The organism is Kitasatospora sp. NEAU-69, assembly GCF_057158765.1.
In genome coordinates this window covers 111,400-135,548 of record NZ_JBWXUE010000023.1, presented here as the reverse complement: position 1 = coordinate 135,548, position 24,149 = coordinate 111,400, and the positions used below count along the sequence as shown (strand labels likewise).

Below are 24,149 nucleotides of genomic sequence, written 5' to 3'. Positions count from 1 at the left end.
ATCACGCCTGCCGGTCGGCCCGGCTGAGCAGCACCGCGGCGATCAGCCCGCCGGCCAGGACGGCCGCGGCGCCGGTGAGTTGGGCGGCCTCGATGGCCCGGCCGTAGGCGCTCAACGCACCGGCCCGGGCCGATCCGGTCGAAGCCTGGGCCAGCGCGTGTGGGAGCGAGGCCGTGCCGGTCAGTCCGGTGAACCGAGCGCTGAGCACCGCGCCCAGGACCGCGACGCCGAGGCTGGAGCCGAGCTCGGCCATCGCGCCGTCCAGGCCGGCCCCCGCCCCGGCCTTCTCGGGCGGGATCGAGCTGAGCACCGCGTCCACGATCGCCGGGTTCGCCAGCGCGCAACCGCTGCCCATCAACAGCAGGCCGAGCAGCAGCGGGCCGTAGCCGCCCGCCGCGCAGACGGCGATGACACCGAACCCGGCCGCCAGCAGGCCCATGCCGGTCGCGATGGCCGTCGGGCGGCCGAGCCGGGCCAACGCCCGGGCGGCCAGGCCGGTGAAGTTCAGCAGCACGACGCTGAGTGCGAACGGGACCATCCGCAGGCCGGCCTCCAGCGGGCCGTACCCCCGGACGAACTGCAGCTGCTGGGTGAGCAGGAAGAGCACGCCGGTGCTGCCGAAGGTGATCAGGAGCACGCCGGTGACCGCGCCGACGAAGCGCCGGTCGCGGAAGAACGCCAGGTCCAGCATCGGGTGCCGGATCCGGTGCTCCCAGGACGCGAAGGCGGCGAGCAGGGCGCCGCCCAGGCCGGCCGGGAGCAGTACGGCGGACGAGCCCCAACCGTGCTCGGGGCCGGCCGTGATCGCGTAGACCAGCGCGGCCATCCCGATCGTGGACAGCGCCGCGCCGAGCAGGTCGGGGCGGCCCTCCCCCGGGTCCTTCGACTCCGGGACCAGGGCCCGGACGGCCACCAGCGCGATCAGCACCACCGGCAGGTTGACCAGGAACAGCGCGCCCCACCAGAAGTGCGCCAGCAGCAGACCCCCGATCGGCGGGCCGGCCGCGAAGCCGAGCGCGCTCACCGCGGCCCACGCCCCGATCGCCCGGGAGCGTTCGGCGGCGTCGAAGACCTGCATCACCACGGCCAGGGTGCTGGTGGCCAGCAGCGCACCGCCCAGTCCCATGCCGGCCCGGGCCGCGATCAACTGGCCGGTGGAGTGGGCGAGTCCGGCGGCGAGCGAGCCGAGGCCGAAGACCGCGAGGCCGGCCAGCAGCAGGCGGCGACGGCCGTACCGGTCGGCGGCAGCGCCGGCCGCGAGCAGCAGACCGGCCTGCACCAGCGAGTAGGCGTTCACCATCCACTGCACGTCGGCGGTGTCGGCGTGCAGCGAGCGGCTGAGCGAGGGGATCGCCACGTTCAGCACGGTGTTGTCGAGCACCACGGCGAGCTGGACCAGGCAGACCACCGCGAGGATCGTCCAGCGGGCGCGGTGGCGGCCGTCGGCCACCACCGCTGCCCGGGCCTGCCCGGTGTCGAGCGCCGTCACCGGGCCATCGGCGTCTGCGCCGGCTGTGCGGCCTGTGCGGCCTGTGCGGCCTGCGGCGCGAACGGCGCGAGCGGGTTGGCCAGGTCGCCGACCAGCTGGAGCGCGCCCACCGGGTCGGCCAGGTCGACCATCTGCCGGTTGTCGCGCAGCTGGAGCCGGTTCAGGCAGGAGAGCGGGAAGCTCGCGACGAACAGGTCGAACTGCGCGAACTTCTCCGCCAGTTGCGGCACCTGCCGCTGGTAGTCGGTGACGCAGTCGGCCACCGTGCGCCAGAAGTCCCGCTCGTTGAGCGTGCCCGCCTCGTCCAGGGTGGCGGCCAGGTAGCGGAAGAAGCAGTCGAAGACATCGGTGAAGATCGACAGCGGCTTCATCCGGTCGGGGACCTCGGCCCGGATCCGCTGGACCTCGGGCGGCAGGGCCGCGAACGGGTCCATCACCACGATCTCCTCGGCGATGTCCTTGAAGATCGCCCGCTCGACCGTGCCGGACTCGTCCAGCACCAGGATGACGTTCTCGCCGTGCGGCATGAAGGCCAGGTCGTAGGCGTAGAAGCTGTGCAGCAGCGGGGTCAGGTAGGCGTCCAGGTAGCGGCGCAGCCAGGCGGTGGGCGTCAGGCCCGAGCGCTCGATCAGCGCGGCCGCCAGCGAGTCGCCCGCCCGGTCGGTGTGCAGCAGCGAGGCCATCGTGGCCAGCCGCCGGCCGGGCTCCAGCGCGGGCACCGGGCTCTCCCGCCAGAGTGCGGCCAGCATCTTGCGGTAGGGCGAGTAGCGGTCGGTGGCCGCCTCGTACTGCCGGTGCCGGTAGCCGATCGCGGCGTGCTCGCGGATGATCGACAGGCCGGTTCCGCTCAGCACCGCGTCCTCGGCGATCAGCGTGGCCAGCCAGTCGTTGATGGCCGGGGTGGCCTCCATGTAGGCGGCCGAAAGTCCTCGCATGAAGCCCATGTTGAGCACCGAGATGGCGGTCTTGACGTAGTGCCTGGTCGGATCACTGGTGTTGAAGAAGGTCCGGATCGACTGCTGGGCGAGGTAGGCGTCCTCACCCTCGCCGAGGAAGACCAGCCGCTGGGTGGCGAGTTCGCCGGCGAAGGTCACCGAGAGCTTGTTGAACCACTGCCAGGGGTGCACCGGGAAGAGGTGGTACGCGGCCGGGTCGAGGCCCTGCCCGGTCAGCACGGCCGCGAACCGCTCCCGCTCGGCCGGGCTCAACTCCTGCTCCATCAGGCGTTCGTAGTCGATGTCGGCGCAGGAGCTGAAGGTGGAGTGGGCGCGCTGCGCGGCCAGCCAGACCAGGTGCACGGGGCTGGCCGCCTCCGGCGCGTAGCGGTGGAACTCGTCGCCGCCGAAGCCGATCCGGCCGTTGTTGGCGACGAACCCGGGGTGCCCCTCGGTCATCCCGGTCTCGATGGCCTGGAAGTCGGCGCCGGCGAGCTCGGCAGCACTGACGGCCGGCTTCTCCAGCTTGTACGCGGTGCCGGCCAGGGTGGAGCCGATCTCCTCCAGGTAGACCGGCAGCACCTGGTCGGACAGGCCCAGGGTGCCGCGCAGCTCGATGCAGAAGTCGACTGCGTCCAGCGGCAGTTCCTGCTCGTCGCGGTGCCGGGTGATCGAGTCGGCGGGGATCTGCCAGTGGTCGAGCGCAAGCAGCCGGGCGGCGAAGCGGTACTCCACCGAACCGTCGTCGCTGCGCACCGCGTAGCGGCCGGCGCCGATCGGCTCCGGTGCGAGCAGCCGCTCGTGGCTGAACTCGGCGAGCGCCTTGCGGATCAGCAGCCGGTTGGCCACGGCCCAGGTGCCGGGCTTCAGATGGGCGACAGGGTTCAGGTCGGCGACAGGGTTCAGGTGGGCGCGGCTCACGCGGTTGCTCCTCGGGTGGCGGCGGCGAACTGCTCGCGGGTGCAGAAGCTGAGCAGCGCCTCCTTCTCGGGCTTGCTGATCGGGCCGGCCGCTTCAAAGCCGACGGCTGCGTTGAGCGCGTGCACGGCGGCGTTGCGCAGGTCGGGCTCGACCACCACCCGGCGGGCGGCCGGGTCGTCGAGCACGAAGGCCATCACGGTGGTGATCACCGCGCGGGTGAAGCCGTGCACGGGGGTGTCGGTCGGGGCGCACAGGAAGTGCATGCCGACGTCGCCCGGCTCGGGCCGGTAGAGGCCGACCAGTTCGACATGCGCCGGGTCGTAGCGCTCCACCAGGAACGCCGGCCTGCCTTCGAAGAGGCCGATGTAGGCGTCATGGTGGGGGTGTTCGACGATCTTCTGGTACTCCGCCACGACCTCGGCCACGCTCAGCCCCTGCATCATCCAGAACGGCGCCTTGGGGTGGGTGACCCAACCGTGCAGCAGTTCGGCATCGGCGGCGAGGTCCAGCGGGCGGACGGCGAACCGGCCCAGACGCGGGTCGGTGCGGGAGAACAGGACGGTGTCGCCGCCCAGGCGGTGCGCGGTCATCCGACGACTCCCTCGGGCGCGCCGAACTCCTGGAAGGCGATGCTCTTCTCGATCGGGTAGACCTCGCGGCCGGTCAGCTCGCGGATGATCCACGAGTTGCGGTACGGGCCCATCCCGAGGTCGGGGGAGGTGAGGCTGTGGGTGTGGGTGCCGCCGTTCTGCAGGAAGATCCCGCGCCCGGTGGTGTCGATGCTGTAGTTGCGCGCCACGTCGAACCGGCCGTGTCCGTCCCAGCGGATCCGGTCGTGCACCGGCGCCAGGAACTCGGGGGTGCGGTAGCGGTAGCCGGTGGCGAGCACCAGGCCCTCGGTACTGAGCGCGAAGTCCCGCTGCTGCTCGGTGTGGTGCAGGCCGAGCGTGTAGCCGCCCGCGGCCTCGTCCCAGGAGGCGGTGCTGAGCGCGGTGTTGGTGAAGAGCCGGGTGGGCACCGGGCCGGTCACGCTCTTCTGGTAGAGCAGGTCGTAGATGCTGTTGATCAGGTCGGCGTCGATGCCCTTGAACAGGCCCTTCTGCTCGCTCTCCAGGCGGTAGCGGGTCTCCTCGGGCAGCGCGTGGAAGTAGTCCACGTACTCCGGCGAGGTCATCTCCAGCGTGAGCTTGGTGTACTCCAGCGGGAAGAACCGCGGCGAGCGGGTGACCCAGTTGAGCCGGTAGCCGTGCACATCGGTCTCGGCCAGCAGGTCGTAGTAGATCTCCGCGGCGCTCTGGCCGCTGCCGACCACGGTGATGCTCCGCTTCGCCTGGAGCGCGCTCTTCGCCTCCAGGTAGCGGGAGTTGTGCACCAGGTCGCCGCCCAGGCCCTGGCAGGCCGCGGGCAGGTGCGGCGGCGTTCCGGTGCCGAGCACCAGGTGCCGGGCCCGGTGCCGGACGGTCTCGTCGCCGACCTGCGAGGTGACGGTGTAGAGGCCGTCGGCCTCGTCGTACTCGACCAGCGAGACCTGGTGACCGAAGCGGACGGAGGAGAGCTTGCCGGCGGCCCAGCGGCAGTACTCGTTGTACTCCGAGCGCACCGGGTAGAACATCTCGCGGATGTAGAACGGGTAGAGCCGGCCGCGCTCCTTGAGGTAGCTCAGGAACGAGTACGGCGAGGTCGGGTCGGCCAACGTGACCAGGTCGGCCATGAACGGAGTCTGCAGCGTCGCGAAGTCCAGCAGCATCCCCGGATGCCAGTCGAACTCCGGCCTGCTCTCCAGGAACAGGCCGTCGAGCTCCTCGATCGGAGCGGTCAGGCAGGCGAGCCCTAGGTTGTACGGGCCCAGCCCGATCGCGATGAAGTCGTGGGTGGACGTGGACATACGGGTCTCCGAGGCAGGGGGCATGGCGGAAGAGGAAGGGAAGGGGAAGGCAGCGGTCAGCCGGCGAGGATCAGCCGGCCGCGCGGCACAGCTCGGCACCGGCCGCGTGCTCGGCGAGGTGGCGCTGCGCGTGCCCGGCCAGCAGGTCGAGCACCTGGGCGATGTCCGCCAGCTTGGTCTCCGGGTTGAGCAGGGTGAACTTGAGGTAGTGCCGGCCGTCGACCTTGGTACCGGCCACCACGGCCTCACCGGAGGCGGCCAGCGCCTCGCGGGCGTACAGGTTGGCACCATCGGCCAGTTCACGCTCCGGGCCGGCGGGCGGGAGGTAGCGGAAGACCACGGTGGACAGCTGGGACCGGGTCACCACCTCGAACCGCGGGTCAGCGATGAGCAGTTCGTACGCGGCGGCGGCGCGGTCGATCACCTCGTCGAAGAGCGAGCCGACGGCGTCCGCGCCCATGATGCGCAGCGTCAGCCAGAGCTTGAGGGCATCGAAACGACGGGTGGTCTGGATGGACTTGTCGACCTGGTTGGGGATCCGCTGCTCGGCCATCCGGGCCGGGTTGAGGTAGTCGGCATAGTACGTCGCATGCCGCAGCAGGGCGCCGTCGGCGACCACCAGGGCGCTGGAACTCACCGGCTGGAAGAAGGACTTGTGGTAGTCGACGGTCACCGAGCGGGCGCGCTCGATGCCCGCCAGCAGGTGCCGGCGGGTCGGCGAGACCAGCAGCCCGCAGCCGTAGGCCGCGTCCACGTGCAGCCAGACGCCGCTGTGCTCGCAGAGGTCGGCGATCGCCGGGAGCGGGTCGATGGTGCCGAAATCCGTGGTGCCGGCGGTGGCGACCACGGCGATCACCGGCAGGCCCTCGCGCCGGCAGCGGGCCAGCTCGCGCTCCAGCACCTCCGGCCGCATCCGGCGATTCCGGTCGCACTCGATGGTGATCACGGCATCCGGGGCCAGGCCCAGCATCTTGGCGGACTTCTGGACGCTGAAGTGGCCGGCGGCGGAGGCGATGATGCGCAGCCTGGGCAGCAACTCGGCCCGGCCGGCCGGAGGCTGGGCGTCGGTGGTGGCGGCGCCGGCGGCGGTGGCGAGCGCCTCCTCGCGGGCCAGCAGCAGCGCCTGGAAGTTCGACTGGCTGCCACCGCTGGTGAAGATGCCGTCGGCGTCCACACCGAAGCCGATCCGGCCGGCGGTCCAGTCGATCAGGCGGCGCTCGATCAGCGTGCCACCCGCACTCTGGTCCCAGGTGTCCAGCGAGGAGTTGACGGCGGTGAGGACGGCTTCGCCGAGCAGCGCCGGAATCACCACGGGGCAGTTGAGGTGGGCCAGATAGCGCGGATGGTGGAAGTAGACCGCGTCGCGCAGGTAGACGTCGTCCAGCTCGTCCAGCGCGGCGGCGGGACTGCCGAGCGGGCGATCCAGGTCGATGCCGGATATCTCGGGGGCCAGCTGCTGCGGCGATATGCCACTGAACGGCCGCTCGGTGCGCGAGATCCGGTCGGCCACCCGGTCGATGCCGCCGGCCAGCGCGCTGCGATACTCGGCCAGCGTGCGGTCATTGAACAAGTGGCGGCGCGCACCTTCCGCAGCCGCATCGGTGCGGGCCGACGGGGCCTCAACGGTGTTTCCCTGGAAGCTCATTGGCAGTCCTCGGCGGTTCGCGGGCAGGGGAGGAAGGGGGGAGAAACTTAGGTTAGCCTATCCTAATTTTTTTGGAAAAAGCGAAGGCCCGTCCCTGACTGGAACGGGCCTTCGCCTGGTGCTGGGTGTTACGCGACAGCGGTCTGAGCCGACTGTTCCGAGCGCTCCACCCGCAGCTGCTCCTCCGATGCGCCGCGGCGCCAGTAGCCGGAGAACTCAACGGACTTGCGGTCGAAACCGCGCTCGCCGACCAGGTGCCGGCGCAGCGCCCTGACCATGCCGGACTCCCCGGCGATCCAGGCGTACGGCGCGCCGTCGGGCAGCCGCGCGGACCGCACGGCCGCGACCAGCGCACTGCTGGCGTCGCTGCCGCTGTCGCTGTCGCTGTCGCGGATCAGCCAGGTGACGTCCAGCTCGCCGGCGCAGGCGAGATCCTGGATGTCCTGCGGGTGCGGGACCTCGATCCAGGCCTTCACCCTGGCGGTGGCCGGCAGCCATTCGAGGATCCCACCGACCGCCGGCAGCGCGGTCTCGTCCGCCGCGATCAGCACCCAGTCGGCCTCCGGTGGCGGCCGGAAGCCGACGCTGCGGTTGTCCGCCACCGCGGGACCCAGCAGCACCACCCGATCGCCGGGCGCGACCTGCGCGGCCCACCGGGAGGCCGGCCCGGCGGCGCCCGGCGGGTCGCCGGGGCCGGTCCCGTGCAGCGCGAAGTCCACGTCCACTTCACCGAGTTCAGGGCGCTGTGCCCGGATGGTGTACGAGCGCATGACCGCGCGCTGCTCGGGCGCCAGCGAGCGCCACTGCCCGAACCAGTCCTCACCCGCCCCGATGGGGAGGACCGGGGCGGACTGTCCGGGGTGTGGCAGGAAGAGCGAGAAGCTCTGATCCCGGCCGCCGGAGGCGAAGCACACCAACTGCTCGCCACCGAAGGTGATCCGGGTCAGCGTCGGGCCGAGTCGGCGGCTGCGCAGCACCCGTGCCTGGTAGAAGCGGTACTGCCCGCCGTAGATGGTGTCCGCCCCGGACACCGGGCTGGTCAACTGACCTTCTTGGCAGTCTGGATGGCCTTGGCCAGGCCCTCCAGCAGCGGCGCGGCGCCGGCGTACGAGAAGCGCGGCACCGAGCTCCACGGCGTGACCTGACTGGCCTTCACCGCGGGCAGCCGGCTCCAGGCGGGCTTGGCGGCCAGGTCCTTGGGCTGCAGCGCGGTGTTGCGGTTGTCCAGCAGGATCAGGTCGGCCGGGTACTTGTCGGCGTTCTCCCAGCTCAGGCTCTCGTAGTAGCCGCCAGTGTCCAGCTTGGCCGGCACCACGAACTCGACGCCGAGCTGAGCGAAGTACATCAGGTCGGTGCTGATCTGCGGGTTGGAGACGTAGAACAGGTCCGCACTCCCGGAGCCCGCCAGCACCTTGATGCCACCGGCCGCCTTCGCGGCCTGCCGCACGCTCTCGGCGGCGGCCTCGAAGCGGGCCTTGGCATCGGTGACCTTCTTGGCGCCCAGGTCGGCGCCGAGCGACTCGGCCAGCTTGGCGTAGTGCTCGATCGGCTGCGTCATCGGCACCCGGGCCACGGTCATCGCCGCGACGTTCGGGTTGACCTGGAGGATCTTGTCCTTGCTCTCGTCCGGGACGTACCAGAAGGCCCCGGGGTCGTACATGTGCGTCACCAGCAGATCCGGCCGCAGCGCCGCGTACTTCTCGATGTCGAACTCGCCGTAGGCGTTGCCGATGATCGTCACCTTGTCGACGTTCAGGTCGCCGGCCTGCGGATCGGCCTTGCCGTCCGCCGTCTTGGTCTCACCGAAGACGCCGACGATCTGCCGGTCGAGACCGAAGTCGACCAGGGCGGCCGCGGTACCGGTGAAGGCGACGATGCGCGAGGGGGTGCTCGGCGCGGTCAGCTGCTTGGGCTGGTCGTCGGTGAAGGACCACGGGCCCTTCTTCGCGGCGCCGGCACCGGCGGTCGCGGCCGTTCCACTCGTGGAACCACCACCGCTTCCGCAGGCGGTCAGCACGGCACCGAGGGCGGTGGCGCCGGTTGCGACGAGCAGGCCGCGACGGGAGAGCTGGCTGGCGGTTCTGGGGTGCATGCCGATGTCTTTCTCACGGGAGCCGAAGGGCGGGGCGGGGTGGCCCCGGCTGGGATAGGTTAACCTAACCTAAGTTGTTGTCCAGAGGGTCGCTCAGTTCTTCTCACCAGCCTCGGAGTCCACCCGTGTCTGTCACCAACTCCCCTCCGGCCCAAGGCTCTTGTCCCAGCGGATCGGGCGGCTCCGACGCCCTCCCGGGGGCGCCGGACGACCGTTCAGCGGGCCGTTTTCCGGGCCGTCCACGCAGCCGTTCAGCGGGCCGGCCGACCGGCAGTCCGCCGCACCGCACCGCGCTTCGCGCCGGCGGACTGCTGGCCTCGGTGCTCGTCCTGCTGGCCGTCCTCGCGCTGAGCATCGGCCTCGGCGCCCGCGCGATGTCGCCGGGCGAGGTCTGGCACGGGCTGCTCGACCACGGGTCACCGAACTACCCGGTGGTGCATCAGATGCGCCTGCCGCGAACCCTGCTCGGCCTGCTGGTCGGCACCGCACTCGGCCTGGCCGGCGGCGTCATGCAGGCACTGACCCGCAATCCGCTGGCCGACCCCGGCCTGCTCGGGATCAACGCGGGCGCCTCGGCCGCCGTGGTCACCGCCGTCTCGCTGCTGGGCGTGGCCACCTTCGACGGCTACGTCTGGTTCGCGCTGGCCGGCACCGCGATCGTCTCGGTGCTGGTCTACGTGATCGGCGGCGGACGCGGCGCCACCCCGGCCCGGCTGGCGCTGGCCGGCTCGGCGCTCAACGCCACGCTCTACTCCTACGTCAGCGCCGTGATGCTGCTGGACAGCAACTCGCTGGAGAAGATGCGCTTCTGGACGGTCGGCTCGCTCGCCGACGCCCGGCCCGACACCGTGCTCAAGGTGCTCCCGTTCATCGGCTGCGGCCTGCTGCTGGCACTCGCGCTGGCACGGCCGCTGAACACGCTCGCGCTCGGCGACGACACCGCCCGGGCCCTCGGCGCCCGCCCCGAACTGGTGCGCGGCGCGGCCATCCTGGCGGTCACCCTGCTCTGCGGCGCGGCCACCGCCGCCTGCGGGCCGATCGTCTTCGTCGGCCTGATGGTCCCTCATCTGGTGCGCGCGCTGACCGGCCCGGACCTGCGCTGGCTGCTGCCGTACTGCGCCGTGCTCGCGCCGGTGCTGCTGCTCGGCTCGGACGTGCTGGGCCGGGTGCTCGGCCGCCCGGGCGAGCTCCAGGTCGGCGTCGTGACCGCCGTCCTGGGCGGCCCGTTCTTCCTCTACTACGCCCGGCGCGGAAAGGCTGCCCGGATATGAACACGCTCCGCTTCGGGCGCGGCCTCTCGCTGCGCTACCGGCCGCGCGCGCTGGCCGCCGGCAGCGCCCTGGCACTGCTGGCACTGCTGGTCGGCGTCCTCAGCCTGGGCAGCGGCGACTATCCGATCAGCCCGGCGGAGGTGCTGCGCACGCTGGCCGGCAGCGGCTCCCCCGCCGACGACTTCATCGTCAACGAGCTGCGGCTGCCGCGCGTGGTCACCGCGCTGCTGGTCGGCGCCGCGCTGGCACTGTCCGGCGCGCTCTTCCAGTCGCTGGTGCGCAACCCGCTCGGCAGCCCCGACGTGCTCGGCTTCACCCAGGGCGCGGCGGCCGGGGCGCTGCTCGTCGTGGTGGCCGGCGGCAGCAGCCTCGCGCTGGCCTGCGGCGCGGTGGTCGGCGGGGTGGTGACCGGCGCCGCCGTCTGCGCGCTGGCCTGGCGCGGTGGCCTGCACAGCGGCCGGCTGGTGATGATCGGCATCGGCACCGCCGCGATCCTCACCGGCGTCAACGGCTACCTGCTGACCCGCACCCGGCTGATGGACGCCGCTCGCGCGGTGCTCTGGCTGACCGGCAGCCTGGACGGCCGGGGCTGGGGCGACGCGATGCCGCTGGTCGTCGCGCTCGCGGTGCTGGGCCCGCTTGTCCTGGTGGGCTGCGGGAGGGCGCTGCGGATGCTGGAGCTGGGCGATGACACCGCGGCCGGGCTCGGCATCCGGGTCGAGCCGCTGCGGCTGGGACTGCTGGCGGCAGCCGTGCTGCTCTCCTCGCTGGCCGCGGCCGCCGCCGGGCCGGTCTCCTTCGTCGCCCTGACCGCGCCTCAGCTGGCCAGACGGCTCACCCGGGCCCCCGGCCCCAACCTGCTCGCCTCGATGTGCACCGGAGCGGCCCTGCTGGTCACCGCCGACTGGGCGGCGCAACGGCTGATCAGCGGCCATCAGCTGCCGGTCGGCGTGGTGACCGGCGTGCTCGGCGGCGGCTACCTGATCCGGCTGCTGGCCGGTGAGCGGCGGGCCGGGCGGATATGACCAGGCCGCACCGATCCACGCAGCGCCGACCCACACAGCAACAACCCACCCACCACCAGCCCACGCGGCAACGACCGCGGCACACCGGAGAGGCAAGCATGGCGCAGGACGGATCACGACTGGCCGGCAGCGGGCTCACCCTCGCGTACGAGCGGCGCACGATCGCCGAGGAGCTCACCGTCGCCATCCCGGACCGGTCCTTCACGGTGATCGTCGGCCCCAACGCCTGCGGCAAGTCGACCCTGCTGCGCGCACTGTCGCGCACGCTGAAACCGGCGGCCGGCACCGTGCTGCTGGACGGTCAGGACATCGCCGGCCTGCCCGCCAAGCAGGTGGCCCGCACGCTGGGCCTGCTGCCGCAGTCGCCGCTCGCTCCGGACGGCATCACGGTCGCCGAGCTGGTGGCCCGTGGCCGCTACCCGCACCAGGGCCTGCTGCGCCAGTGGTCCGAACAGGACGAGCGCGTGGTCGGCGAGTCGATGGCGGCCACCGGCGTCACCGACCTCGCCGAGCGGATGGTCGACGAGCTCTCCGGCGGTCAGCGCCAGCGGGTCTGGATCGCGATGGCACTGGCCCAGCAGACGCCGCTGCTGCTGCTGGACGAACCGACCACGTTCCTGGACATCGCGCACCAGATCGAGGTCCTCGACCTGTGCGCCAGGCTGCACGAGGAGCAGGGCCGGACGCTGGTCGCCGTGCTGCACGACCTCAACCAGGCAGCCCGCTACGCCACCCACTTGATCGCGATGCGCGGCGGGCGGGTGGTCGCGGCCGGGGCGCCGGGCGAGGTCGTCACGGCCGAGCTGGTGCACGAGGTCTTCCGGCTGCCCTGCCGGGTGATCGAGGACCCGGAGAGCGGCACACCGCTGGTCGTGCCCGCCGCCCGGCGGCGCGCCGCCCCAAGCTCCGACCGACCCGCCGCCACCGACCGTCCCGCCGCAGACCGACCCGCCGCCGAAGCGAGCCGCGCATGAGCATCGACGTCTTCCGTGACGACTGGGGCATCCCGCACCTGCGGGCCGGCGACCCGCTGGAGCTCGCCTACGCCCAGGGCCACAACGCCGCCACCGACCGGGCCTGGCAGCTGGAGGTGGAGCGGCACCGGGCCCAGGGCAGCTCGGCCGCGTTCCTCGGCCCCGACAGCCTCGACTGGGACCGCTTCGCCCGGCAGGCCCGGCTCGCCGACACCGCCCGCCACTGCTTCGCCCGGCTGGACGACTCCACCGCCGCCTGGGTCCGCGGCTACGTCACCGGCGTCAATGACGGGCTGCGCGAACACGCCCACCGAGCACCGGAGTTCGCCGCCACCGGCCTGACCGTCGGCCGCTGGGAGCCGTGGACACCGCTGGCCCTGTGGCTCTCCCACCACATCCTCTTCGCCGGCTTCCCGAGCAAGCTGTGGCGCGAGCGGGTGGCGCAGGTGCTCGGCGAGCGGTCGATCGGCCTGTTCGCCACCGACGGTCTGTTCACCACCAGCGGCCTGCCCGCCTCCGGCAGCAACGGCTGGCTGATCGCCCCCGAGCGCACCGCGAGCGGTGCCGCGCTGATCGCCGGCGACCCGCACCGGTTCATCGAGGACCCCGGGATCTATCAGCAAGTCCACCTGGCCTGCCCCGAGTTCGACGTGGTCGGGCTGGCCGTACCCGGCGTCCCCGGCCTGGCCCACTTCGGCCACACCGGAGACGTCGCCTGGGCGATCACCAACGCCATGGCCGACTACCAGGACCTCTACCACGAGCGGTTGCGGCGCACCGCAGGCGGCGGCGTCGAGGCGCTCGGCCCCGACGGCTGGCGCCCGGCCGCCGCGCACACCGAGACCATCGAGGTGGCCGGGGGCGAACCGGTCACCATCGAGGTGGTCGAGACCGACCGTGGACCGGTCGTGATCGGCGGCCCTGACGACGCCTCTGATTCGGACGGCTCCGGTGGAGCGATGAGCCTGCGCTACCCGCCCAGGGTCCGTGCGGAGTTGGGGTTCGCCGCGCTCCCCGCACTGCTGCGGGCGCGGACCGTGGCCGACGTCGACCGGGCGATGGACCAGTGGGTCGAGCCGGTCAACGTGGTCCAGGCCGCCGACACAGCGGGCGGCCTGCTGCACCGGGTGGCCGGCGCCGTGCCGCTGCGCGACCCGCGCAACCGGCTGCTGCCGGTGCCCGGTTGGGAGGCCGGCCACGACTGGCACGGCTGGTACGCCCCGCTGCCGCGCGCCGAGGTCACCGGCTACGCCGTGATGGCCAACCAGCGCGGCCTGGCCGCACCGCTGGGCGTCGAGTTCTCCGCCCCGCACCGCGCCGATCGGATCGCGGAGCTGCTGGCCGGCACCAGTAGCTGGCAGGGCGACCAGATGGCCGCCGTGCACACCGACACCCACCTCGCCTCCGCCGGGCCCCTGCTCGACCTGCTGGCCGGGCTGACCGGGCTGAGCCCGGCGGCCGACCGGCTGCGCACGCAACTGCTCGGCTGGGATCGGCGGATGGCCGCCGACTCGGTGGCCGCCGGCCGCTACGCCGCACTGCGCTCCGCACTGGTGCGCCGGTTCGCGGCCGAGCCGGCACTGGCCGGCCTGGCCGAGCCCTCCGGCCGTCCCGCACTCTTCGCGCCCTGGCTCTCGCTCACCGCACGGATCGGCTTCGCCCTGGAGTACCTGCTGGACGGCGACCTGCCGCGCAACGGCCTGCTGCCGGGCGTGCAACCGGCGGCACTGCTGCGCAGCGCCATCGAGGAGCTGGCCATCGAGGAACCGGCCGCCGAAGGACCTCCCGACAACAGTCCGACCTGGGGCGAGACCCACCGCCTCGCCCACTGGCAGGCACTGCCCGCCACCGACCCGACACCCGGCCCCACCCTGGCCGGCGACCACGACTGCGTGCTCGCCACCTCGTGCGTCCCCGGCATCACCGACCTCAGCGCCCGCGCCTCGGCCGCCCGCTACGTCTGGGACCTGGCCCGGCGCGAGGACAGCCGCTGGATCGTCCCGTTCGGCGCCGACGGCGTCCCCGGCACCCCGCACCACCATGACCAACTTCCGCACTGGCTGTGCGGAACCCTGGTGCCGGTGATCACCGACTGGACCAGGCTCGAGCCGACCCCCGGCAAGGACACCGATGACCACTGACCAGCCCACCCCCACCGGCCGCACCCACACGCGGGACGTCCCGGGCTTCGGCACCGTCCTGATCCGCCCACTCGACCCGGCCGGCGACGCCGAGGCAGTGCACGGCTGGGTCAACGAGGAGCGCGCCCGATTCTGGGGCATGATCGGCCACAGCCGCGAACGGGTCCAGGAGATCTACGAGTTCGTCGACTCGCTGACCACCCACCACGCCTACCTCACGCTGCGCGACGGCGTGCCGGCGGCGCTCTTCCAGACCTACCAGCCCGAGCACGACCCGCTCGGCGAGCACTACCCCGTCCAGCCGGGCGACCTCGGCATCCACCTGCTGATCGCCCCCGCCGACGGCCCCCGGCTCCCCGGCCACACCGAACGGCTGGTCTCGGTCTTCCTCGACTTCGCCCTGGCCGACCCGACCGTCCGGCGCCTGGTGGCCGAGCCCGACACGCGCAACGAGAAGTCGATATCCCGGCTGCTGCGCAGCGGCTTCGTACTCGGTCCCCAGGTGGAGCTGGCGGAGAAGCACGCGCAGCTCGTCTTCCTCCCCCGCCCGGCCTACGACATGCGCTAGCGGGACTCGACCCGTCCGAGCGGGTCCGGCCCGGCCGTCAGCGCGTCACAGGCCGTCTGCCACGCGGAATCCCCGGGGTAGAGCTCGCTGCGCAGGTAGGCCGCGGTGAGCCGCTGGATCACCGACACCCGGTCGAGGTTCTCGTCCGTGGTCTCGGCGACGTCGTAGCCGGAGACGCCGCCGAGGCCGTGCTCCGCACCGAACAGCGTCAGCAGGGACTTGGGGCCCGGGGCGAGGTGGTACGGATCGGCATGCCAGTCCGGGCCCCGAACCGTCAGGTGGGTGGAGGCGTCCTGGTCACCGGCGACCACGAGTGCGGGCGTCGTCATCGTGGAGAAGTCCGTGGTCAGCAGGAACGGAAGGCTCTCCGCCACGGACTCCGTGATGGCATCGCCGCCCCTGCCGGGCGCGGCCAGCAGCACGCCCGCCTTGATCCGCGGCTCGATCAGGTCGACCTCGGTGCCGTCCTGCGGATCGGTGAGCCGGGCACCCAGCAGCAGGCTCGCGGTGTGCCCACCCATCGAGTGCCCGGCCACGGCGACCCTGCTCCGGTCCAGGCGCCCGAGGAGTTGCGGCACCGCGGCCTCGATCGCGTCGAGCCGGTCGAGGACGAGCGTCATGTCCTCGGCCCGCGATCGCCAGAACAGCGGCGCCCCAGGGGTGTTGGGGTCCAGGTCCAGCGTCCTGGAGCTCAGGTGGGTGGGCTGGATCACGACGAAGCCGTGCGCCGCCCAGTAGTTGGCAAGGGGGGCGTAACCGTTCAGCGAGGACAGGTGGTTGGAGTAGCCCTGCCCGTGCGAGAGCAGGATGACCGGCAGCTCCCCACCGGTCACGGGCGCGGAGACGCGCACCTCCAGGTCCACGGCCCGACCGGGTGCCGGCAGCACGACCGGACTGACCGAGAGGACGGGGACGGGCGAGCCGAGGATGTCGGCCGGGTACGTCGATTCACTCATGGTGCGTTTTCCCTTCAATGGCCTCTGCTGCCGGCCTCGATCGGGCGGCAGCGGGCGAGGTACGCAGGACCGCCGGTACCGAAGTAGGCACGGGCCATACCTACGGCCACGACTACGGCATCGGCTGCGATCTCGGCTACGCTGAAGCGGAGCATCGTTCCGATTAATATACGGAGCGCTGTTCCGCTTTGTCGACGGCCATCGAGAGGAGCCAGCGGTGCCCACCACAGGCCAGTCCGGAGAGGTACCGGCCCGCAGCAAGCGGGCCGACGCGCAGCGCAACCAGCAGACGCTGCTCGCCGCCGCCGCCGAGGTGTTCGTCTCCTCCGGCATCGACGCACCGATCCGTGAGATCGCCGCCAAGGCGGGCGTCGGGATGGGGACGATCTACCGCCACTTCCCGACGCGGGCGGATCTCGTCGTCGCCGTCTACCGCCACCAGGTCGAGGCCTGCGCGGAGGCCGGCCCGGTCCTGCTGGCCGCTGCCGAATCCCCGCTCGCCGCCCTGCGCCAGTGGACGGACCTCTTCGTCGACTTCCTCGTTACGAAGCACGGACTCGCCAACGCGATGCAGTCGGACAGCAGCGGCTTCGACGCCCTGCACAGCTACTTCCTCGACCGCCTGGTGCCCGTCTGCGCGCAGCTGCTCGACGCGGCGGCCGACGCCGGCGAGATCCGGCCCGGCACCCAGGCCTACGAGCTGATGCGCGGCATCGGCAACCTGTGCATCGGCCGCGACAGCGACCCCCGCTACGACCCCCGCCGACTGGTGGCTCTGCTCCTCCAGGGCCTGCGGCAACCGCCGTCAGCCCCGCCGGCCTGACCCCTCATCCCCCGTCCGCCGTCCCCCGTCCCCCTCCGCCGTCACCGCGCCGCAGCCCCCGCCCGGCGGAACAGCGCCGCCCAGAGGAACGGCTCGCCGAAGCACGGCGAGTCGGGCGCCTCGTCACGCATCCGGCGCAGCTCGACCTCGGTCAGGTCGGCGAAGATCCAGCGCAGCGACTCCGGCGTGTAGGCCAGGCCGCCGTGCAGGCCGGCGTCGCGGTAGAAGTCCGCGTCGGAGAGCTCGGAGCCCATCGCACCGGCGGCGAAGCAGCTGAGTGCCAAGTGCCCGCCGGGTGCGAGCGCGCGGTCGAGCAGCGCGCGGTAGCTGATCCGGCGGTGCGGCGGCAGGTGGTGGAAGCAGCCCGAGTCGTAGATCAGGTCGTACGGTCCGGCCGGCACGGCGCCGCCGGGCGCGAACGCGTCGCCGCAGTGGAACCGGACCCGGGCTCCGGCCTCCCTGGCCCGCTCCCGCGCCCAGGCGATGGCCGTCGGGGAGAGGTCCACGGCGTCCACCTCGAAGCCGAGGCCGGCCAGGTACACGGCATTGCGGCCCGGGCCGCAGCCGAGGTCGAGCGCCCGGCCCGGCGTGATCAGGCCGCGGTCGAGGTAGTCGACCAGGCTCTCGTCCGGCTTCGACACGAAGAACGGGACCGGCCGGTCCCGATCGGTGTAGAAGCCGTCCCACCACGTCACCGCCCGAGCATCGGCGGACCAGCGCCGTGCCTCCGGTGTGAACAGGCCGTCCAGCAGCTCCAGCACATCTTCGATCGTGCGCACGGTGCGATCCATCAAGTCCCCCTCGGTGATGGGGAGATGCTAGGCCGAACCAGCGCATCGGCCCAGCTCGGCGGCCCGCGCCGGGGGATCCGAAAAGCCGTGGACGGGCGCACGGACGCCTCCCCGGCCGACCCCTGGCAACGGACCCGGCACCCCGGGCGAAAAAGTGTCCGCACCCCCGGCGCGGCCCGCCACGGGCGGTTTCTGCGGCGCGCGCGGGCGGGTTTCTCGCGGGAATGACCGCGCCTCTCCCGCGCTCGGCCTTCTGGTACTGTCGCCGGGTCGCAACAGGCGGGTCCGACAGTGGATCCGGAACGAAGGAGGTGAGACCGATCAGCGCTGTGTCAGATCGGGTGCTCCCTCCGCACCGCCGCGCGTTCTAGGTCCACGTCCGGGCTCAGGTCCGGACCCAGGTCCTCGGAATCCTGCTCGGCAGTGAGCGGACGGTCGAGGGAGCCCCGGAAGCTTCCCGAAAGGCTCTCCCCTTGTCGATCTTCTCCTCCGCCCGGCTCCGCTCCACCCTCACCCGCCGGCTGCGCGCCGCCGGCTGCGTCTTCGCCGAGGACGAGGCGCGGCTGATCATCTCCACCGCGAACACGCCCGCCGAGCTCGCCAGCATGGTGGAACGCCGAGTTGCCGGCCTGCCGCTCGAACACGTCCTCGGCTGGGCCGAGTTCTGCGGCCTGCGGATCGCGGTCGGCGCCGGGGTCTTCGTGCCGCGCCGCCGCACTGAGTTCCTCGTCCAGCAGGCGGCCGCACTCGCCCGCCACGGCGCGGGCACCACAGGCGCCGGCCCGGCCCGTCCCGACGCGCCCACTGTCGTGGTCGATCTCTGCTGCGGCTCCGGCGCGTTGGGCGCGGCGCTCGCCTCGATGCTCGGCCGGGTCGAGCTGCACGCCGCCGACATCGACCCGCTCGCGGTGGAGTACGCCCGCCGCAACGTCGCGCCGGCCGGCGGACACGCGTACCAGGGCGACCTGTACGACCCGCTGCCCGCCGAACTGCGCGGCCGGATCGACGTGTTGCTCGCCAACGTGCCGTACGTTCCCACCGAGGACGTCCAGTTGCTGCCCGCCGAGGCCCGCGAGCACGAGGCCCGGGTCGCGCTGGACGGCGGCGCGGACGGGCTCGATGTGCTGCGCCGGGTGACGGCCGAGGCCGCGCACTGGCTGGCGCCCGGCGGCCTGCTGCTCTTCGAGACCACCGAACGCCAGGCCGACGCGGCGGTCCGGGCCGTCACCGGGGGCGGGCTGAGCGCGCAGGTGGCCGTCGAGGAGGACTGGGAGGCCACCGTCGTCATCGGCATCCGCGACCGCGCGTAGGACACGTTCGATTGCGCGTCTCGTACGTGATGCGGCGTCAATCGGGTGACAATGCACGACATGGCGAACATTGACGACTACAGCGGCGGCCAGCACACTCCCGACGTGCTGGTGGTGACGACCAACGACATTCCGGGCTACCGGATCGAGAAGGTGATCGGCGAGGTCTTCGGCCTGACCGTCCGATCGCGCAACATCGGCAGCCAGATCGGCGCGGGCTTCAAGTCACTGGCCGGCGGCGAGCTGCGCGGGCTGACCAAGACCCTGGTGGAGAGCCGCAACCAGGCGATGGACCGGCTGGTCGAGCAGGCCAAGGCGCGGGGCGCGAACGCGATCCTGATGATGCGCTTCGACGTCAGCGACGCGGCCGGGGTCGGCACCGAGGTGTGCGCGTACGGGACGGCCGCAGTGATCAAGCCCGTCGACTGACGGACCGCAGGACCCGCAAGCCGACAGGCTGACGCGCACAGTCGGCCCCGAAGTGGCCCCACTCCCCGACTCCGGGGTGTGGGGCCGCTTCGGGGCCGCCTCGCGGCTACTGCCCGCCCATCGCGAGGATCTGGTCGTATCCCAGACCCAGCTTGTTCAGCCCGGTGATGCTGTCCGCGCTCTCGCCGGTCTTCGCCACCAGGTCCTGGACCTGGGCCGGGGTCAGCGGCGGCGCCGGAGTCGCGGGGAACTTGTCCCCGGTCAGACCGCTGCCGAAGCCGCCGCCCGCGTCGGCCTGGGCCCCCCGAGCGGCCAGCCGGCTGAAGGTGTCCTTCAGGGCCTTGCCGTCCAGCGCGCTCGCGCCGGCCGGCACCTGGGCGGTCGGCGCGCTCTGCCGGAAGCTCAGCTTCAGCGGCAGGTGGACGTCGGCGGTCGCCTTCTCGTCGAACTGCGCGAGGTCGATCCTGATCGAGTCGATCACCCCGCCCTTGATCGACAGGTCCACCGCGATGTTCTTGTCCGGCACGTCGCTCGCGGAGTCGGGCAGCTTGCCGCCCGCCTTGCCGATCTTGTCGCGCAGCGGGGCGATCGCCTTCAGCGCACTCTCCGCAAGGTTGCGGGACGAGACGGTGGCGACGATGTGCTCGCCGCCGTCGGCCTTGCCCTTGTCCTCGAAGTGGACGTTGTTCGAAAAAGCGTCACGGAGCCCGCGGCCGAGGTCGCTGAGCTCCTGCGGAGCGAGCGAGGGCAGTGCGGACGGGCTCGCACCGGACGCGTCGCCGGGCGTCTGACCAGCCGCCTGACCGGGTGTCTGCTCGCCGGAGCCCTGCTTGGCCAGGTCGGTCAGCGTCTGCTGGTCGATCGAGACCCACTTGCCGCCGACCGCGTCCTTGAGCGCACCGAGATCGGCCGGCAGCTGGTCCAGCTCCTGCTTGACCTTCGCCGGGTCCTGGCCGCCCAGCTTGGCGATCGCCGGGACGTCGGCCCGCAGGTAGGCGGTCTGCCCCACCTGGCGCAGCTCGACGAGCGAGGCGCCGCTGCGGTCCGCCAGCGCCACGGAGCTGCTCAGCGACTTCGCCTCCGCCTCCGCCTTGGCCCGGTCGGGAGCCGCCTTGAACTGGAAGCTCTCCAGGTCCTTCAGCGGCTTGTCGGCGTGCCACCCGACGGCCAGGCTGAGTCCGGCCACGGCGTTCGCGTTCTCCGGCTCGATCTTCTCGCCGGTGGCCTTGCCGTACGCGACCAGCTGGTCGGGCGTCAGGTCCAGCGAGAGGGTGGCCGACAGCTCGTTGCCCGAGGTCAGCTTGCCGAACGCACCGGACACCTGCTGAGCGGCGGTCAGCTCCTTGATGGTGCCGCAGGCCGATACGCCTGCGGCGATGAGGGTGGTCCCGGTGGCGGCGACCAGGGCGGCCCGCGCCGCACGGCCTATCGCGGTGTTGATGATCCGTCTCCTCTTTGCCTCTTCTTTGCCAAAACTGGGAGCCAAGCTACCTCACCGCACCGACACTCCCTCACCCACCCCGATCAGTTGCCGAGCCGCCCCGCCAGCACCGCCCGCAGCTGCGCGGTCCTGGCCAGCCAGCGCGCACCCTCGCCGCTCTCCGCCCACAGCTCGGCCAGCTCCGACTCGGCCCCGACCACCCGGTCCAGCGCCCGCACCGCCAGGCCGTCCAACTCGGCCGGGAGCGCGGGCAGCCCCGCCTTGGGCCCGTACTCCGGATCCACCGGCTCGCCCCCGGGCCGCTGGGCGGCTACCAGGGCGGCCGCGGCGACCGCCGTCTGCCCGGTCACGGCCGCGAACGCGCCCACACCCGCCGCCACCTCCCGCAACGCCGCACGGACCAGGAGCTCCCCGACGGCGGGCCCGGCCGCGTCCAGCCGGTCGGCGAAGTCCGCGGCGGCGTCGTTGTCGAAGGAGCCGATGTCCCAGGTGCCCATGGCTGCTCTCCCCACTTCCTTGCAATCGATCAAATTTTCGATTCGGCAAGGGCATCCTCGCAACCACCACTGACAACGGAGGCGGGGCGCCGGATGCAACGGACACATCCGACGCCCCGCCCTCCGCACGCCCGCACGCACCCCCGCGCGCTCACCCCACACCCACGCCCCGCAGGCTCACCCCCGCCCCGGCGCCGCGCCCGGCGGCACCTCCAGCACCGCGAACCGCATCCCCGCGGCCGTCAGCCGGTCGATCAGCGCGGTGCCCATCGCCGCCGCGGGCGTCACCTGCCCGGCCGTCGCCGGCAGCTCGTCGAAGGCCAGGCAGAGCGCCGACTCGGCCAGCATCTTCGCCGTCTCGTCGTACCCCGGGTCGCCGCCGGAGACCTCGGTGAAGACCTGCGCGCCGCCGCTCTCGCCGACGAACCTGACGGTGAACCAGGACTTCGCCCGCCGCTGCGCGCTCGGCCCCTGCCCCGGCTTGCGCAGCGCCCCCAGCAGCCGGCGCAGCGCCGGGAGCTGGGCGGCGACGGCCAGCAGCGCCATCCCGGCGGCGCCGGCCAGCGCGACCGGCAGGTGCTTTACGGCGGCGTGGTGGCCGTAGCGGAAGTCGGGCCCGTAGGCCGGCAGCGCGGCGGCCGAGCGGACCACCACCTGCGGGTCGATGGTGGGCAGCGGCAGCGCCCAGGCACGGGCGGGCCGCGACCAGCGCGGGCGGTCGGGCGCGCCGCTGATCCGGCGCCCGGCCGGGCGCGGTTCGACGGCCCGGCGGGCCCGGGCCGCCTCGGCGGTGGCGCGCGGGCGGGCGAGCACGTCGAGCGCCGAGGCGAAGGTGCCGCCGGAGAACGTGCCGCCGGCCCGGACGAAGCCGCGCACCTCGACCGGGGCGCCCCGGGTGCCGGCCGGCAGCCGGTTGACGGTGAAGAGCACGCCGAGGTCGTGCGGCACCGAGTCGAAGCCGCAGGAGTGCACCAGCCGGGCACCGCTGCGCACCGCGCGCTCGTGGTGCAGCAGGTACATCCGGTCCACGAACTCGGGCTCGCCGGTCAGGTCCAGGTAGTCCGTCCCGGCGTCGGCGCACGCGGCGACCAGCGGCTCGCCGTACCGGAGGTACGGGCCGACGGTGCTGACCACGACCCGGGCCGAGGCGGCGACCGCGCGCAGCGCGTCCCGGTCGGCGGCGTCGGCGGCGAGCAGCGGCAGCTCGGCCAGCTGCGGGTGCCGGGAGGCGAGCTGCTCGCGCAGCGCCCCGAGCTTCTCGGGGTTGCGACCGGCCAGCGCCCAGCGGCAGTTCGGCGGCGCGTTGCGGGCGAGGTACTCGGCGGTCAGCCGGCCGGTGAACCCGGTGGCACCGAAAAGGACGAGGTCGTACGGGCGCTCGGCGTCCATGATGATCCCTACTGGCCGGTAGACGGGCGGCCCACGGTAGGGACCGGGCCGACACGGTGTCAACGCGGCGCGGCAGCCTCCACGGCGCCCGACCGAACCTGTCCCGAACCTCCGCGAGCCGCATCGCGCGAGCCGAGCGCGGCGGTGCGCCCGGCCGCACTCCCAGCCCGCTCCCAGCAATCACCCGGCCGCCATGACCTCGGGCGATGTGGATTCGATCGGAACTGGGCCTCGCCACCGGCCCTGACCAGCGACTGGCCGGCCCTGGTCAATGGTTCGTCAAATCTCCCAACTGTTGCTTCCTGAAAGCTTGTTGAGAATCTCCCGATGCGCTTTGATGAGCCTCGGTCAAGCGGCCCCGACGGCGCCCGATCCGGCACCCCCAACCGCCGGGCCCGCGCTCCCCGGCCGCGCCATGACCTTCACCCGTGCCCGGCACCGCCGCGCTGCGGCCCGCCGGGTTCCGGTGCACGCCCAACACCAGCCCCGACACCACTTTCGCCACACACATAGCTTTTGCCCCCCCACAGCACCAAAAGGAGCTCGGGATGCGCAACTCGCGCGAAGACCGTACCCCCACCACCGGCCGCGGCCGGTCCTGGAGGCTGCGCAACACCGCCGCCGTCGCCGCGCTGGCCCTGGCCGGCCTGGTCGGCACCGCCACCAGCAGCACCGCGGCCCCCGCCGCCGCCGACCTCGGCGCCGTGAACCACGCCGTGATGTCGCACGGCAAGCTCGTCCACGTGCAGACCAACGGCCGGCACGGCGTGGTCCCGATGAAGGGCGCGAAGGGCGCCAAGTGGACCGCGCACACCAGCCGCACCGCACCGGCCGCCGCCGGAAACCTCGTCTACAACGGCGGCCCGGTCCAGCACCAGGTGTCGGTCTACCTGGTCTTCTGGGGTAACCAGTGGGACAGCGACTCCAACGGCGTCCAGCAGTACGAGACCAACCTGTTCAACGGCCTCGGCACCTCGCAGGACACCTGGTCCACCGTCACCTCCCAGTACACCGACAACTCCGGCTCCGGCCCGTCCTTCGGCGGCCCCGTGCTCGGCGGCACCTGGGTGGACGACTCCTCGGCCGCGCCCGGCTCGGCGGCCCAGGCCGACATCGCCGCGGAGGCGGACGCCGGCGCCGCGCACTTCGGCGTCTCCGGCCCGGACGTGCAGATCGTCGTGATGAGCCCGAGCGGCACCTCGCCCGACGGGTTCCCCAACTCCGGCTTCTGCGCCTGGCACGACTACGACGGCAACGTCTCGTACACCAACATGCCGTACGTGCTCGACGCCGGCTCCGGCTGCGGCGCGGGCTCGGTGTCGAGCCAGCTCGACGGGTTCAGCATCGTCGAGGGCCACGAGTACGCCGAGACGATGACCGACCCGCAGCCGTCCAGCGGCTGGGTGGCCTCGGACGGCGAGGAGGACGGCGACCTCTGCGCCTGGCAGAACCTCGCCGCCGTATCGCTGCCCACCGGCTCCTTCGCCATGCAGCCGACCTGGAGCAACGCGGCCGGCGGCTGCGCGATCTCGGGCTGACTCGCCGACCGGCGCGCCAAGCTGACGTT

General features: G+C 72.6%; 21 protein-coding genes. 9 read left to right on the top strand and 12 right to left on the bottom strand.

The features are described 5' to 3' along the window. Position 1 precedes the first annotated feature (1 nt). The 7 genes from AC060L_RS25665 to AC060L_RS25635 form a co-directional block, all read right to left on the bottom strand. Complete coding sequence (locus AC060L_RS25665; RefSeq protein WP_483801269.1) at positions 2-1,489, bottom strand: MFS transporter; 1,488 nt, start codon at positions 1,487-1,489, stop codon at positions 2-4. After that, a complete protein-coding gene (locus tag AC060L_RS25660) occupies positions 1,486-3,312 on the bottom strand; it encodes an IucA/IucC family protein (RefSeq protein ID WP_483801283.1) in 1,827 nt (608 codons plus the stop codon). Before AC060L_RS25660 ends, AC060L_RS25665 begins: the two co-directional genes overlap by 4 nt. A 29-nt stretch (positions 3,313-3,341) precedes the next feature. Then, the gene (locus AC060L_RS25655; RefSeq protein WP_483801268.1) at positions 3,342-3,935 is read right to left on the bottom strand and encodes a GNAT family N-acetyltransferase; all 594 of its coding nucleotides are present in this window, start codon (positions 3,933-3,935) and stop codon (positions 3,342-3,344) included. Further along, positions 3,932-5,230 (bottom strand): lysine N(6)-hydroxylase/L-ornithine N(5)-oxygenase family protein, encoded by a 1,299-nt coding sequence (locus AC060L_RS25650; RefSeq protein ID WP_483801267.1) that lies wholly within the window; start codon positions 5,228-5,230, stop codon positions 3,932-3,934. The genes AC060L_RS25655 and AC060L_RS25650 overlap by 4 nt, the downstream gene beginning before the upstream one ends. Before the next feature lie 70 nt (positions 5,231-5,300). Next, complete coding sequence (locus tag AC060L_RS25645; protein ID WP_483801266.1) at positions 5,301-6,875, bottom strand: pyridoxal phosphate-dependent decarboxylase family protein; 1,575 nt, start codon at positions 6,873-6,875, stop codon at positions 5,301-5,303. 128 nt (positions 6,876-7,003) lie between these two features. Next, positions 7,004-7,918, bottom strand: a complete 915-nt coding sequence (locus AC060L_RS25640) for a siderophore-interacting protein (protein WP_483801265.1) — start codon at positions 7,916-7,918, stop codon at positions 7,004-7,006. Continuing rightward, positions 7,915-8,967: an ABC transporter substrate-binding protein gene (locus AC060L_RS25635; protein WP_483801264.1), complete on the bottom strand. Its 1,053-nt coding sequence runs from the start codon at positions 8,965-8,967 to the stop codon at positions 7,915-7,917. The genes AC060L_RS25640 and AC060L_RS25635 overlap by 4 nt, the downstream gene beginning before the upstream one ends. 308 nt (positions 8,968-9,275) lie before the next feature. Between AC060L_RS25635 and AC060L_RS25630 the strand changes: the two genes are divergently transcribed. From AC060L_RS25630 to AC060L_RS25610, 5 genes are all read left to right on the top strand, one after another. Continuing rightward, positions 9,276-10,238 carry a FecCD family ABC transporter permease gene (locus AC060L_RS25630; protein WP_483801282.1) on the top strand — a complete coding sequence of 321 codons (963 nt, stop codon included), beginning with the start codon at positions 9,276-9,278 and terminating at the stop codon, positions 10,236-10,238. After that, entirely contained in the window at positions 10,235-11,263 is a 1,029-nt protein-coding gene (locus AC060L_RS25625) for a FecCD family ABC transporter permease (RefSeq protein ID WP_483801263.1), read from the top strand. The genes AC060L_RS25630 and AC060L_RS25625 overlap by 4 nt, the downstream gene beginning before the upstream one ends. A gap of 98 nt (positions 11,264-11,361) precedes the next feature. Continuing rightward, positions 11,362-12,237: an ABC transporter ATP-binding protein gene (locus AC060L_RS25620; RefSeq protein WP_483801262.1), complete on the top strand. Its 876-nt coding sequence runs from the start codon at positions 11,362-11,364 to the stop codon at positions 12,235-12,237. Then, a complete protein-coding gene (locus AC060L_RS25615; protein WP_483801261.1) occupies positions 12,234-14,378 on the top strand; it encodes a penicillin acylase family protein in 2,145 nt (714 codons plus the stop codon). The genes AC060L_RS25620 and AC060L_RS25615 overlap by 4 nt, the downstream gene beginning before the upstream one ends. Further along, positions 14,368-14,946 carry a GNAT family N-acetyltransferase gene (locus AC060L_RS25610; RefSeq protein WP_483801260.1) on the top strand — a complete coding sequence of 193 codons (579 nt, stop codon included), beginning with the start codon at positions 14,368-14,370 and terminating at the stop codon, positions 14,944-14,946. Before AC060L_RS25615 ends, AC060L_RS25610 begins: the two co-directional genes overlap by 11 nt. On the opposite strand, the gene AC060L_RS25605 is transcribed toward AC060L_RS25610, so the two are convergent. Further along, a complete protein-coding gene (locus AC060L_RS25605; RefSeq protein WP_483801259.1) occupies positions 14,943-15,902 on the bottom strand; it encodes an alpha/beta hydrolase family protein in 960 nt (319 codons plus the stop codon). The genes AC060L_RS25610 and AC060L_RS25605 overlap by 4 nt on opposite strands. A 217-nt stretch (positions 15,903-16,119) precedes the next feature. Between AC060L_RS25605 and AC060L_RS25600 the strand changes: the two genes are divergently transcribed. Further along, on the top strand, positions 16,120-16,725 hold the full coding sequence (locus tag AC060L_RS25600) for a TetR/AcrR family transcriptional regulator (protein ID WP_483801258.1): 606 nt from the start codon (positions 16,120-16,122) through the stop codon (positions 16,723-16,725). Positions 16,726-16,766: 41 nt separating this feature from the next. Here AC060L_RS25600 and AC060L_RS25595 read toward each other — a convergent pair whose 3' ends face one another. Then, a complete protein-coding gene (locus AC060L_RS25595; RefSeq protein ID WP_483801257.1) occupies positions 16,767-17,516 on the bottom strand; it encodes a class I SAM-dependent methyltransferase in 750 nt (249 codons plus the stop codon). Between the two features lie 473 nt (positions 17,517-17,989). Here AC060L_RS25595 and AC060L_RS25590 point away from each other — a divergent pair, with 473 nt between their 5' ends. Both AC060L_RS25590 and AC060L_RS25585 read left to right on the top strand, forming a co-directional pair. Beyond that, positions 17,990-18,826, top strand: a complete 837-nt coding sequence (locus AC060L_RS25590; RefSeq protein WP_483801256.1) for a putative protein N(5)-glutamine methyltransferase — start codon at positions 17,990-17,992, stop codon at positions 18,824-18,826. A 60-nt stretch (positions 18,827-18,886) separates the two neighbouring features. Continuing rightward, positions 18,887-19,255, top strand: a complete 369-nt coding sequence (locus tag AC060L_RS25585) for a YbjQ family protein (RefSeq protein ID WP_483801255.1) — start codon at positions 18,887-18,889, stop codon at positions 19,253-19,255. A 106-nt stretch (positions 19,256-19,361) separates the two neighbouring features. Here the strand turns inward: AC060L_RS25585 and AC060L_RS25580 are convergent, their stop codons facing one another. From AC060L_RS25580 to AC060L_RS25570, 3 genes are all read right to left on the bottom strand, one after another. Further along, positions 19,362-20,741 (bottom strand): hypothetical protein, encoded by a 1,380-nt coding sequence (locus AC060L_RS25580; RefSeq protein WP_483801254.1) that lies wholly within the window; start codon positions 20,739-20,741, stop codon positions 19,362-19,364. A gap of 38 nt (positions 20,742-20,779) precedes the next feature. Further along, entirely contained in the window at positions 20,780-21,193 is a 414-nt protein-coding gene (locus AC060L_RS25575; RefSeq protein ID WP_483801253.1) for a DUF4259 domain-containing protein, read from the bottom strand. Between the two features lie 177 nt (positions 21,194-21,370). Next, the gene (locus tag AC060L_RS25570; RefSeq protein ID WP_483801252.1) at positions 21,371-22,582 is read right to left on the bottom strand and encodes a saccharopine dehydrogenase family protein; all 1,212 of its coding nucleotides are present in this window, start codon (positions 22,580-22,582) and stop codon (positions 21,371-21,373) included. A gap of 548 nt (positions 22,583-23,130) precedes the next feature. Here AC060L_RS25570 and AC060L_RS25565 point away from each other — a divergent pair. Next, a complete protein-coding gene (locus AC060L_RS25565) occupies positions 23,131-24,120 on the top strand; it encodes a hypothetical protein (protein WP_483801251.1) in 990 nt (329 codons plus the stop codon). The last annotated feature ends 29 nt before the right edge of the window (positions 24,121-24,149 follow it).